At 46.3% G+C, this 12,611-nt stretch carries 13 protein-coding genes and 1 other annotated feature; of the genes, 3 read left to right on the forward strand and 10 right to left on the reverse strand.

What is annotated here, in order from left to right; genetic code table 11:
• The first annotated feature begins 19 nt into the window (after positions 1 to 19).
• The gene (locus tag ACQQ6X_RS04935) at positions 20 to 913 is read left to right on the forward strand and encodes a polysaccharide deacetylase family protein (RefSeq protein ID WP_305164452.1); all 894 of its coding nucleotides are present in this window, start codon (positions 20 to 22) and stop codon (positions 911 to 913) included.
• A gap of 139 nt (positions 914 to 1,052) precedes the next feature.
• Here ACQQ6X_RS04935 and ACQQ6X_RS04940 read toward each other — a convergent pair whose 3' ends face one another.
• Both ACQQ6X_RS04940 and ACQQ6X_RS04945 read right to left on the reverse strand, forming a co-directional pair.
• Positions 1,053 to 1,394 (reverse strand): hypothetical protein, encoded by a 342-nt coding sequence (locus tag ACQQ6X_RS04940; protein ID WP_305164453.1) that lies wholly within the window; start codon positions 1,392 to 1,394, stop codon positions 1,053 to 1,055.
• Positions 1,391 to 1,978 carry a type II CAAX endopeptidase family protein gene (locus ACQQ6X_RS04945; RefSeq protein WP_305164454.1) on the reverse strand — a complete coding sequence of 196 codons (588 nt, stop codon included), beginning with the start codon at positions 1,976 to 1,978 and terminating at the stop codon, positions 1,391 to 1,393. Before ACQQ6X_RS04945 ends, ACQQ6X_RS04940 begins: the two co-directional genes overlap by 4 nt.
• A gap of 186 nt (positions 1,979 to 2,164) precedes the next feature.
• Positions 2,165 to 2,418, forward strand: a binding site (T-box leader).
• Positions 2,419 to 2,680: 262 nt separating this feature from the next.
• Between ACQQ6X_RS04945 and serA the strand changes: the two genes are divergently transcribed.
• Complete coding sequence (serA, locus tag ACQQ6X_RS04950; protein WP_305164455.1) at positions 2,681 to 4,273, forward strand: phosphoglycerate dehydrogenase; 1,593 nt, start codon at positions 2,681 to 2,683, stop codon at positions 4,271 to 4,273.
• Between the two features lie 206 nt (positions 4,274 to 4,479).
• Here the strand turns inward: serA and ACQQ6X_RS04955 are convergent, their stop codons facing one another.
• The 6 genes from ACQQ6X_RS04955 to ACQQ6X_RS04980 all read right to left on the reverse strand — a co-directional run bounded on the left by ACQQ6X_RS04955 (position 4,480) and on the right by ACQQ6X_RS04980 (position 10,206).
• Positions 4,480 to 5,934, reverse strand: coding sequence for an ATP-binding protein (locus tag ACQQ6X_RS04955; protein WP_305164456.1), 1,455 nt, complete (start codon positions 5,932 to 5,934; stop codon positions 4,480 to 4,482).
• A 1-nt stretch (position 5,935) separates the two neighbouring features.
• A complete protein-coding gene (locus ACQQ6X_RS04960; protein ID WP_013371713.1) occupies positions 5,936 to 6,652 on the reverse strand; it encodes a response regulator transcription factor in 717 nt (238 codons plus the stop codon).
• A gap of 109 nt (positions 6,653 to 6,761) precedes the next feature.
• Positions 6,762 to 7,520, reverse strand: a complete 759-nt coding sequence (locus ACQQ6X_RS04965) for a pseudouridine synthase (protein ID WP_305164457.1) — start codon at positions 7,518 to 7,520, stop codon at positions 6,762 to 6,764.
• A 78-nt stretch (positions 7,521 to 7,598) separates the two neighbouring features.
• The gene (locus ACQQ6X_RS04970) at positions 7,599 to 8,129 is read right to left on the reverse strand and encodes a spore maturation protein (protein ID WP_305164458.1); all 531 of its coding nucleotides are present in this window, start codon (positions 8,127 to 8,129) and stop codon (positions 7,599 to 7,601) included.
• Between the two features lie 7 nt (positions 8,130 to 8,136).
• On the reverse strand, positions 8,137 to 8,880 hold the full coding sequence (locus tag ACQQ6X_RS04975) for a nucleoside recognition domain-containing protein (protein ID WP_305164459.1): 744 nt from the start codon (positions 8,878 to 8,880) through the stop codon (positions 8,137 to 8,139).
• Positions 8,881 to 8,943: 63 nt separating this feature from the next.
• The gene (locus tag ACQQ6X_RS04980; protein ID WP_305164460.1) at positions 8,944 to 10,206 is read right to left on the reverse strand and encodes a D-alanyl-D-alanine carboxypeptidase family protein; all 1,263 of its coding nucleotides are present in this window, start codon (positions 10,204 to 10,206) and stop codon (positions 8,944 to 8,946) included.
• 207 nt (positions 10,207 to 10,413) lie between these two features.
• On the opposite strand from ACQQ6X_RS04980, the gene ACQQ6X_RS04985 reads away from it, so the two are divergent.
• Positions 10,414 to 11,133 (forward strand): protein-glutamine gamma-glutamyltransferase, encoded by a 720-nt coding sequence (locus ACQQ6X_RS04985; protein WP_305164461.1) that lies wholly within the window; start codon positions 10,414 to 10,416, stop codon positions 11,131 to 11,133.
• A gap of 90 nt (positions 11,134 to 11,223) precedes the next feature.
• On the opposite strand, the gene ytfJ is transcribed toward ACQQ6X_RS04985, so the two are convergent.
• On the reverse strand, positions 11,224 to 11,736 hold the full coding sequence (gene ytfJ / locus ACQQ6X_RS04990; RefSeq protein ID WP_305164462.1) for a GerW family sporulation protein: 513 nt from the start codon (positions 11,734 to 11,736) through the stop codon (positions 11,224 to 11,226).
• Positions 11,737 to 11,835: 99 nt separating this feature from the next.
• Positions 11,836 to 12,549, reverse strand: a complete 714-nt coding sequence (locus tag ACQQ6X_RS04995; protein ID WP_305164463.1) for a DUF2953 domain-containing protein — start codon at positions 12,547 to 12,549, stop codon at positions 11,836 to 11,838.
• Positions 12,550 to 12,611 lie beyond the last annotated feature (62 nt).

A 12,611-nucleotide genomic window follows, 5' to 3' on the forward strand; every position in this document is an offset into this window, starting at 1 on the left:
AGGAAGGTGAGATGAATTAATGGGTACAAAAACAGCAGCCATTTTGCTGACCGCATGTCTGCTGCTTAGTGCTTGCACTGCAACCCAACCGGATTCGGTGGACTCAAGTAACAGTGCCAAAGATCAGAGCAGTGTCTCTTCCCCAAAAGCAAACAGTAAGCAAGCAGACAGTGATGAGCAGCAAACAGTGAGTAAAACAAATACACAAACTGACAAAACTGCTGCCGAGAGCAACGGAACTGCAGACTCGACAACTGCTACGACCAATAAAATGTATCACTTGGACAAAGCTTACAATGTAATCCCTAACCAGCAAGGTACCGAAAAAAAAGTGGTGTTGCTTACTTTTGATGATGGCCCCAAGGAAGCGGTTATGATTAATAAAATTATTGATATCTTGGATAAGCACAAAGCAAAAGCGATTTTCTTCGTAAACGGTTATCGTGTAAAAGAACATCCTGAGCTGCTTAAGCTCATTCATGACCGCGGGCAGCCCATTGGCAACCATAGCTGGGATCACATCGTTCTCAAGAACAAGTCTGAGGCCGAGGTCAAAGAACAGATTGAAACGGTACAAAAAATCGTTAAAGATACTACAGGTCAAGCCCCCGTATTCTTCCGCCCCCCTCATGGTGCTGGTGGAGATGTAGGCCGCAAGGTGGCCAAGGAAAATGGGCTCTTGTATATGACATGGTCCGTCGGTTCTCTGGACTGGACCATGAAAAAAAGTCAACCTCATAAAACGGAGACACTTCTCAAAAACGTAACAGAACAGTTGCACCCAGGCAGCAATATTTTAATGCACGAATTACCATGGACTGCGGAGGCGCTGGATAGTCTATTGACGCGCCTTGAGCAGAAGGGCTACCAATTTGTCGATCCACAAAGTATTGAGCTCCCTGCCAGTAAATAGATACTTGCATACATGCTGGTGTGAACAAATGTAAATGATGTACAAAAGGCCCCCATCTCCACATGTCTTGTAGGAGATGAGAGGCCTTTTCGCGTAACATTACTTGGACTTGCTTAAACGCAAATTGTCACAATGCCGATCACCAAAGCATTTCACTAATGGGTGGTGCACCCTTAATTCCCCACCATAATAACGCTGCAGTGATAAGCACAAAAAGTGTGCTCAAAAAATTTAAAAACCACTTGCTTACCCGAATACGGCGAGACGGAAACATCTCTGTCCGTGTTCGGTACTCACTGGCAGGAGTATCCTCCGCCATTGTCACAGCAACTTCTGGTGCAGCGGCAACATCAGCCAATTCTGGCATGGGCCGTGAAGCACGGGAGCGAACCGGTTTTGACTTTGACCTGTCCTCCTCCTTGCCTTTGCGACCCTTTCGGCGGCTACCATAGGTATGCACTCTGCTAAGTTCCTGATTCATTCTTCATACCTCCGAAAACGTAACGCTAAGCCAGATATAAGGTCAATCACAAAATGACAAATGATCGGTGCCCACAGGCTGCCTGTCTGCACATATATATATCCCAATCCATAACTGCTCAGGAAAACCCAGCCTGTGGGAATCCAGTGCCGTAAATATCGGATATGAATAACCGCAAACAATATACTTGTCCAATAAGGACCAAAGCTGTACTGAATCGCACCTCTAAACAACAGTTCCTCACAGATGGAAACGATAGCAGCTATACAAATAATATGCCAAACTGGCCGATTTTGAAACAGCATCTGATTAATCCCACCGTCATCCATGGCATCCTCAGGCATAACCCGGGATAGGAGCAAATCCACCAGCAGCATAGCGGCCGCCAGTCCCAATCCCCACCATAAGACGTGTAGAGAGTTTGGCAATGCAAACAGTTCAAATACATTTCTTTTCTGAAATATAATCCAGATTGTACCAATCAGCAGGGTCAGCCCCTGAGTTAGATACAAATTGTAAAGCAGCAAGCGGTCATTCAATTGATGAATTTCTGCTCTTTTCCATTTCACTTTAAGCTTTTTCATAGTTAGTTAGTCCTCTGCTTAGTCTTCTTTAGCATCATAGCCAAAAAGTCAGGTGGATTCAAGAAGACTTAAATCTTAATTTTTCCGCTTTCTGTAGCTATGTATCTAGTCGCCTACCCACACATGTCACATGTCCTATTGACATGCCCATGTAAGCCATGATACATTATGAAAAAATTATTAGCGACAACAACAATGATGGAGAAAAGGTAGTTGATTTCGTCCTCAGAGAACCGGTGCTTGGGTGTAAGCCGGTGGCGAAGAAATTACTTTCAGCGCTCCTGAGTTATTGCATCGAGGTCTAGGGGATTTTATTTCCCGACATTAGATGCAATCGGCAGAAAACCGTTATCCTTTCGGTCATTTTATGACCGCTGAAGGCAGTCCATTGCGAAATGGCTGCGAATTAGGGTGGTACCACGATAACTCTCGTCCCTTACTATGGAGATAGTATGTGATTCGGGAGTTTTTTTGATGCCCGAAAACCGTAAAACAACTCCGCATAAGGCTCTTGGTTGTTAGTTTGGTGCAAAATCCTATTTTATCCCTTTTCTGCGTCAATGCGTTATCACACAAATGTTTAGACCGCTCTCCTGTACTTTTTAGAAGCATTTCAAGTTTTTTTCATGTTCTTTATGGAATGTATTTCAGTTCGAAGTACATCCTGTCCATAAAAGAAGTTAACTTTGAGGAGGAAACCAAATGTTTAAAGTGTTAGTATCCGATCCAATCAGTGACCTGGGCATTCAGCAGCTGGTGGATGCAGCCGATGTCACAGTGGACAAGAACACAGGTCTCAGCGAGGATGAATTGGTTCAAATTATTGGTGACTATGACGCATTACTCGTCCGAAGCCAAACTCGGGTAACCGAACGCATCATGGCGGCAGGTAAAAACCTCAAGGTTGTCGGACGTGCTGGGGTCGGCGTGGACAACATCGACCTTGAAGCAGCAACACAACGCGGGATTATCGTTATTAATGCTCCTGACGGCAATACAATTACGACATGTGAGCACACTTTTGCCATGATGATGGCACTGGCTCGTCATATTCCACAGGCTTACGCTAAAACCATCGGCGGAACATGGGATCGTAAAACATTCCTCGGTGTCGAACTGCGCAACAAAACACTGGGAGTCCTTGGCATGGGACGTATCGGCAGTGAGGTGGCTAAACGCGCCAAAGCATTTGGCATGAGCATCCTCGGTTATGATCCGTTTCTGACCGAAGAACGCGCTGAGAAGCTGGGCATCAAGCTGGCCAGCGTAGACGAAATTATCCGCAACGCAGATTTCATGACCGTACACACACCATTAACACCCGAAACAAAGCATATGATTGCCCGTCCGCAGTTTGAAGTGATGAAAAAAGGAATGCGCATCATCAATTGTGCCCGAGGCGGAGTTATCGATGAACTGGCTCTCGTTGAAGCCATTGATGAAGGAATCGTTGCCGGTGCAGCTTTTGACGTATTCGAGTCGGAACCACCAGCACAGGATCATCCGTTCCTGAGCCATCCAAAAATTATCGTTACACCACATTTGGGTGCATCGACTGTCGAAGCTCAGGAGAACGTGGCAATCGACGTGTCTGAGCAGGTGCTGCATATTTTACGTGATGAGCCGTTTAAAAACGCCGTCAACATGCCTCCAGTACCATCCAATGTCATGACGCAATTGCAGCCATATTTCTCGCTCGGAGAGAAGCTGGGCAGCTTTGCCGCTCAGATCACCAACCAGGCTGTACGGGAAATCCAGGTGGATTACGCTGGCGATTTGTCTTCAGTGGATACACAGCCGCTTACACGTTACATCTTGAAAGGTGTACTCAGCCGCCATCTAGGCAGCGATGTGAACATTGTAAACTCTGTGCATCTTGCCAAGACACGTGACGTTCATCTCGTCGTCTCTCAGGCGCCTGCCACTAAGGGCTTTACTAACCTGATCACCGTTACGCTCAAAACACAAAGCGGCGAAGAACAACGTGTATCCGGTACCCTGCTCGCAGGCTATGGTGAACGTATTGTTCGATTGAACCAGTTCCCGGTAGACGTGGCACCAGAGGCTCATTTCCTGCTCATCTCCCACAACGATAAACCAGGCATTATCGGCCGTGTCGGCACCTTGCTTGGGGAGAACGGCGTCAATATCGCCTCTATGCAAGTAGGGCGTAAAATTGTTGGCGGTGAAGCCATCATGATCCTGACCGTTGATAAAGCCGTACCTAAAGATGTGCTGATTCAACTCGTAGGATTACCAGAACTAAATACTGCCCAGGAAGTAGTGCTGGATTAGTTCCAGTCCGTGATGAAAAATCCCTTGACTTTGATTTATAAAGAGAGGCGCCCGGCTACCGAGGCGCCTTTTCTTATACCCTTACTTAACATAGAAGCATCGATCTTGAAACAGAATGTTCCACGTTGAACAAGATAAATGTTGATTTTTCAACAAAAAGCACCCTCTTCCGAGGATGCCTACAAACTGGGATACATGAGCCGTTGTTATAAGCTTGTTACAGAGCCCAGCTTTGTTTTATTAGTGATCGGCAACAAAATAGTAAATTCCGTCCCTTCTCCCAGCACGCTAGCAGCTGAGACCGAACCTCCGTGAGCCTCAACGATGTTTTTAACAATAGCAAGCCCCAGTCCAGTCCCTTTGTCCTCGCCACGCACTCTGGCCTTGTCTGCCTTGTAGAAGCGGTCAAAAATATAAGGTAGATCCTCGCCGGCAATGCCCACACCTTCATCCTTAATCCGAATACGGATTAACTCATTTCGTTCTCCCCGAATTTGATCCGCCGCAATGGTAACCTTTTTCCCTGAGGGTGTATGCCTGAATGCATTATCCAGCAAATTGGTCAACACCTGTTCCAGTCGGTCCTCATCTGCCTCAGGCAACAGCAGGCGTTGGCCTGGCTCATGATAATCGAGTGCCAGTCCCTGTTCCTTGGAGCGGACCGTAAATTTCCGGTGAACACGCTCGAGCAGCTCATTCACATCCACTTTCTGACGGTACATGTCTGTATGACCTGCCTCCATTCGGGCAAGATCGAGCAGATCTTTGACTAGCCTTCCCATGCGCAATGATTCATCATGGATGACTTGTACCAGCTCCTCGGACTCTTCCGGCGAACCTGCCATGCCGTCAAGCAAAGCCTCACTGTATCCCTGCATCATAGATAAGGGTGTACGGATCTCATGGGATACGTTAGCCACAAAATCGCTACGCATCTTCTCGAGTTTGACTTCTTCCGTAATATCTCTAAGCACAGCTACTGCACCACGAATAGCGTTATCCGTATACAGCGGTGCCATTTGCACTGACCAGGAGCCTTTCTTGACATGAATATGGTCTCCAACATCTTCCCCTCTGTCCATAACCGTATGGAACAAAGGCAGCAAAGGCTCAGGCACAGAAGCTCCGAATTCCTCCAGATCACGCCCCTGCCACTCCAGCTTTTTCCAAACATCCAGCAAATTTTGTGCAGGTGGATTCGTCAAAATGATTTGTCCGCTTCTGTCGAAAGTAATGACGGCATCAGACATGCTTCGCAGTACACTGGATAAATGGTTTTTTTCCTCATTCAGACTGCGGATCGTCGCTTCCAGTTCAGTAGACATATGGTTAAAGGTTTTCGCCAGCTCTCCAATCTCATCGCTGGTCACCAGCGAAAGCCGAGTATCATACCTTCCTTCACGGATGGCATTCGCCGCCTGAATCAACAGCTGCATAGGCTGTGTGATTTTAGTAAAAAGAAATAGCGCAAAAAAGGTCGTCAATAAAAATCCGACAATACATGTATAGGTGAATAAATGCTTGATTTCCGTCGATTCATGTGCCTCAAAATTTCTATTGATATACGGCAATAAAAAAAGCCCCAGAAAAATAAGCACAGACCCTACGAGACAGATGATGGTGATCCACAGCTTGCCTACCAGCGATCTCCAGAAGTTCACGTTATTTTGGAACCTCCAGCTTATAACCTACGCCCCATACGGTCGTAATCATAGCCGCTGCCTCTGGTGATACCTTATTCAGCTTTTCACGAAGCCGTTTCACATGCGTGTCCACGGTACGCAGATCACCAAAAAATTCGTAATTCCAAACATCTTTCAGCAGTTCTTCGCGTGAGAAGACTTTATCAGGCGACACCGCCAAATAATGCAATAGCTCGTACTCTTTAGGTGTTAGACTGATTTCAATTCCACCTGCCGTCACCCGGTGTGCATCATGCTCAATAATAAGATTTGGAAAAACAATACTATTGCTCGGCACCGCCTCTTTTGTTAAAAAGGCAGTCTCCGACGACCGTCGTAAAATCGCCTTTACCCGGTAGATGACCTCTCGCGGGCTGAAGGGCTTGACCACGTAATCATCAGCTCCGACTTCAAAGCCTTGCACGCGGTTCACTTCCTCGCCTTTGGCTGTCAGCATAATCACAGGTGTAGATTTGGTTTGACGCAGCCGTGTACACACTTCAATCCCGTCCATACCCGGAAGCATCACATCTAGCAAAATAATACTGTAATCGCTTGCAGTCGCTTTTTGGAGAGCAATCTCACCATCCTCAGCTTCTTCGATCTCGTATCCTTCTTTTTCCAGATACATCCGCAGAAGGCGGCGAATGCGTTCTTCATCGTCTACAATTAAAATGCGGTTGCTTTGTTCTGACATATTCCCAGCCCCTTCGCTAAAAAAAGCATTCTCTCTATTTTACTATTTTCCCGTGCTTGGTCAAACTTTACTCTCATCCAATAGTCTCTTTACACCAAAAAGGCCGGGGTTATGACCCCCGTCCTGTCCGTTTCTTTTTCGTGTTGTCTGATTTGGCCAGTTGAATGAGACGGTTGATTTCGTCCTTGGTTAGGGGTCTGGTGAGACCGCGCTTCAAGTTTTGCAGCAATAAGTCTCCGAAGGCAATCCGCTTGAGTCTGATGACCGGATGCGAAATGGCCTCAAACATCCGTCTTACCTGGCGATTTCTGCCTTCATAAATGGTAATCTGGATCACAGATTCCTTACCGTCCGGATCTACATCCTTATATTCTACCTCGGCCGGTGCAGTAATGCCATCCTCCAGCACGATTCCTTTTCTCAGCTTGTCCAGCTCAGTACCGTGCGGAACGCCTTTGACTGTTGCCAAATACGTCTTTGGCACATGATGCTTGGGATGGGTGAGCAGATTGGCGAACTCTCCGTCATTGGTAAGCAACAGCAGCCCTTCGGTGTCGTAATCAAGACGCCCTACCGGATATACACGTTCCTTGACGCCTTTCAGATAGTCAGACACAATTTTGCGACCTTCCGGATCAGAAGCGCTCGTAATAACCCCTTTGGGCTTGTTCATCATCAAGTAGATTTTTTTCTCCGTTTTGATCGGGCGTCCCTTTACTGTAATCATATCTTGATCAGGGTCTGCTTTTGTTCCCAGCTCAGTCACGGTAACCCCGTTTACTTCCACACTGCCCGCCTGAATAAGCTCCTCACATTTACGTCTGGAAGCTACACCGGCTTGGGCCAATATTTTCTGCAATCTTTCCATGTTCGCTAATTCACCTCATGCTAATGATACCCATCCATGAGCAAAATCACAACCCCCGAGCAAAAAACGATGCAGAATTCAAAATACAAGCAAACAAATGGCAATAGCTGCTACAAAACCAACCACATCTGAGAATAGTCCTACCTTCAAAGCATATCGTCCATTGCGGATGCCTACCGCACCAAAATATACAGTTATTACATACAGCGTAGTATCTGTGCTGCCCTGAATTGTTGAAGCAATCCGGCCAATCATGGAATCGGGACCATAAGTGCGAATTAGATCTGTCGTGAACGCAAGTGAACCCGTACCTGTCAATGGCCGTAGTAAACCTAAAGGCAGTACCTCGCTAGGTACGCCCCAGTTTTTAATCCATGGGGTTACCCAGGATATCACATAGTCCAAAGCGCCAGATGCTCGAAAAATGCTAATCGCTATCATCATCCCAACAAGGTGAGGAATAATGCCGATGGCGGTAGAAAAGCCGTCTTTGGCTCCATCTACAAAAGAATCGTAGACAGGGACCTTTTTGACATATGCATATAAAGGAATGAAAGCGAGAATAACCGGAATGGCCCAAGTCGATACGAGGTTAATAAAATTCAGCATGCCTCCCTCATCCTTTCCAAGTGGTGTTCCTACCCTTGGTAGCTGTGATACCCGTTCGCGGTACGGCTGGTGAAGAAACAGGCGGTACTGGTGAAGCATCCTTAGAAGTTGGTGGTGGTGGGCTAAACGGCCCCGAGGAGGTCTTAAACGGCGGATTCGCTGGCGGACGACGGCGCAGTTCTCGACTACGATACCAACGATCGGCCGCAATGGCGGCAAAGGTAGCTATAGCGGTCGCCACCAGTGTCGTTCCGACGATTTCTGCCGGGTGTGCGGAATGAAAATTTAGCCGAATGGCGATCAATGTTGTAGGAATAAGCGTGATGCTGGCTGTGTTCAGGGCGAGCAGCGTACACATGGCAGGTGTAGCGGTTTGCTTATCAGGATTAAGCCTTTGTAACTCTTGCATCGCCTTTATCCCCATGGGTGTCGCTGCATTCCCCAGTCCCAGCAGATTGGCGCTCATATTGGACAAAATGTAACCCATAGCGGGATGATTACGGGGAATATCGGGAAAGAGAAAGGCGACCAAAGGAGAAAGCAGCTTAGCTATTTTCTCTAGAAGCCCACCGTCTTCCGCCAGTCTCATCATGCCCATCCAGAACACCAGCACACTGATCAGTCCAAAGCAAACGGTAACGCCCGTAGTTGCCCCGTCAAAAGCCGCCTTCGTCACCACCTCAATATTTCCCTGTGCGGCTGCAAATACAAATCCTATGCAAATCAAAGCCACCCATATGAGATGAATCATAACTGATTCCCCCCTTTTCCCAATGCTGTTACACTGCGCTTTATATCCACTAGCCTACTTGCCTTATGCTCCGAACAGATCTTTAAGAATTTCATTCCATTTGCTGCTCCAACCTTGTTGCTGAGTACGGTTTGCAGGAACTTGTGCAGTCGGAGTTTCCTGCTGCGACGGTCGGGTAGTTTGAGCAGGTAGCTTACTGCCTTTTTCATACACAGGAACGGAACCGACCAATTGACCTTCCAGTAAAAATTCGACTCGTCCCCGTAAACCAAAAGATACGTCATTTCTATCTGCCGAAGCGGATTTTCTAAACAACACCAGTCTTTTGCGCAACTGATTTTTCTCACCCTCATGTAAAGGATAGGAAAAACTCGCACCTGTCAAGAGCGGATAACCATCAATTGGCTGCTGCTTGTCCGTAATGGAAATGAGGGGATAATATCGGAAGCCGTAATCAAGCATACGGGCATGGTCATTCCAATCGTCTCCATCATTCAAGGTAACAGCAGCAAGCTGACGTCCCTCACGTGTAGCCGAGCTGACCAGGCAGCGAAACGCTTTTTTGGTAAAGCCTGTTTTTACACCGTCAGCCCCCTCATACAACCGCAGCATTTTGTTTTTATTGTGCCATGAATAATCCCAGGAATCGTTGGGGTTCGGTGCTTTTTTCAGTTCAGTTTTTACGATACGCGCAAAAGTTGGATTATGCAGCGCATAAGCAGTAAGCCTGGCCATATCGTTGGCTGAGGAATAATGTCCCTCGGCATCCAGCCCGTGAGGATTAGCAAAATGCGTATGGTTTAGCCCAAGCTGAATCGCCTTGTCATTCATTAGATGGACGAATCCTTCTTCTGTCCCCCCAACATGCTCAGCAATGGCCGAAGCTGCATCATTACCCGAACGGAGCATTAAGCCGTACAGCATATTTTCCAGCGTCATTTGTTCACCCATTTTCAGAAAAAGCGATGATCCTTCTTTGGCATATGCTGTTGGACTCACCTTTACCCGGTCCTGCAATCGTCCATGTTCAATGGCTACGATCGCAGTCATAATTTTGGTCAGGCTAGCTATACGGAGCTCCCGGTCACCTTCGGCTGAATATATGATCCGCCCTGAGGTAACATCAATTAAAGAAGCTGCCTGTGCATGAGTTTTTAACGCGGGCGGAGTTGCTTCTGTTTTCATCGCTCCCAGAACAGGCTGTGGACTCAGTAATGTAAGCGGCCATGACAAAATAAACATAAACACGAGTGGCAAAACAAATGTGCGTGCCTTATTCCTAAAATGGCCGTGATCCGCATGGATATGTTGTTTTTTTTTAAACATTTGGATTCCTCCGGTTGTGAGCAAGTCTTGTACCATTCTATGTCCAAGCTGTTCAAAGTATGTCCACCTTTATAACATAAAATTCCTTATACAGGACAGTCGTTAGTCGCTCTTTTTTGCTTTCTTTACGTATAGTAAGCAACTTGCAACCCTGAACACATATATATTAGTTACTAAACGTTAAATAGGATAACGGGGGGATACAACATGCAGCGACAACAGTTTGAAACGATTTTAAGATCGCGGATAGTAGAATCCGCACAAGCATTGCACCAAAGTGGTGTATCCTTTGCCACTTTTGATACTACCCGTTGTAATCCGCAATTTTGGGAGTTAACGGAAGAAGGCGGTTGTCGGATCAAGGCAGGCATCACCCCGGCGCAGGGGATCAGGGATATCTTTATCAACGGTCAACAATACGCTTTTGAATGTGCAACTGCAATGGTTATTGTTTTGTACAAAGGAGTATTGGATTCCATTCTGGAAACTGAGTTTAATCGGATTTTTGCAGATATGCTGTTGTATGACTGGCACTATGACAGTGATCTCAGGCTCATCCAGCAGCAAGGCAGTCATAAAGCGGTTCCTGGGGACATCCTGTATTTCAACAATCCGGATGTGTCGTCAGATGCATTGGAATGGAAAGGCGAAAATGTCGTCAAAATGAAGGATGATTTATTCTATGGACATGGGATTGGTCTCTTGCCAGCGCAAGGTATTATCGATTCTCTTAATCGACATCGTCGACCGGATGCCACGGTTTCTGCTTATTTGACGAATGAAGTGATCTACCCTGACTTTGTTTATCTCTCCCAGTTCGCACCCGAAGGAAACCGATTTGGAATATCAGTGAATGCATTTTATCACCAAGAATTCAGTCACTCTATCCATGCTGTCATTGGCGGCAGACGGTTTATTCAGGAATAGGGCTGAGTGCATACTGAAAAGAAGGTATTCCTGGCCTAAACTCGGCTTGGGAACACCTTCTTGTGAGAACGCTCTTAATTTCAATAACTTTTACAAGTAAGCCGGACCCGTTTGACTTTGATCAGTATTAGCATTTACTGGCACCTGTGGAGGTGGAGTTTGCATACTGCCACCTGCATTCTGGAAATTGCCACCTGCATTTTGGAAGATAGACTGAACTTTATCAATCAGGTATGGGGTGGAATCGATAATTTTCTCAAACAGATGCGTTTGATTATCGAGTGGAACAATTTGTGCTCCCTGTTTACCTACAACTAGAAAGGCAATGGGATGAATAGATACACCACCGCCGCTACCCCCACCAAAAGGATGTCCTTCCTTCACACTATGATTTCCTGATGCCGAGGAAGAATGAAGCGCCTCTTCATCTACGTTAAAATCACTTCCCCCGGCTGCAAAACCAAATCCCACCTTACTGATCGGCAAAATAACAGAACCATCGGGTGTTTCCACCGCGTCTCCCACAATCGTATTTACGTCCACCATGGCTTTGATGTTCTCCATCGCGGTTTGCATGAGCCCTTGAATCGGATGATCTGACATGTTTTATTCCTCCTCTGCTTATCTCAAGCGTAGACTGCTTTTCTTTCGCTATTGTGCGCTAAGGTTCAAGGAAATATGTATGTCAATCCTCTAAGCAGATTATTCTTCACTGCTGGCTTGATCATTCTCAGGTTCTTTGGAAATAACCCGTTTCCATGCCTCTACCCCTCCCGGAACACGCCATATGCGATAAGCCAAAATGAGCATGGAAAAAATTAAATAACCAAGCGATATTTTGGCTTCACAGTTCAAGATGGTAGTAAAACGTAGGCGGTCCACCCAATAAGGTACAACAAACACCTTTGGGGTACAATCCATGCGTACAATGCTGGAGGTATAACCGATCAAGGACGTTTTCAATCCCCACAATATACCGGTTGAGGTCGCTGTATAAGCCGCATCAGCAAGGCTGATATTGGTAGACCATTCCATTTCCGACACCGTTACATGAGCCAATGTATGTCGTATCCATTTCCGTAAAGATTTCGTTCCCTTAAGCAAAATCTGTATATCATGTATAAATCGCTTGATCTTTTCAGTGTCAATATTTCCGCTATCCACAGAAGCATCCGTTTTATGTATGTTTTTATGGCGGTCAAGCCGATAGAGTATCCCTTTTTTTAAACCAGTTATGAGAAGGGCCGGAATGTCGTAATTCATTTTGATCAACCCGTATAGAAATCTGATCTCTAGATGCGCCCGGTCATCATTGTCATGCTTGGCAATTTCCAGCTTTAATCGAATATGGGAGAGCAGAATAGCCAGTACAATTACTATAACGATGATGAAGGCGATACCGATCCATTTCCACACTGGCGAGTCCTCCCTACCTTTTTGCTATAGAATATCATGGTAAAAATAGTATGACCCTTCGG

Origin of the sequence: Paenibacillus ottowii, assembly GCF_050516475.1 — a bacterium.
GTDB lineage: Bacteria > Bacillota > Bacilli > Paenibacillales > Paenibacillaceae > Paenibacillus > Paenibacillus ottowii.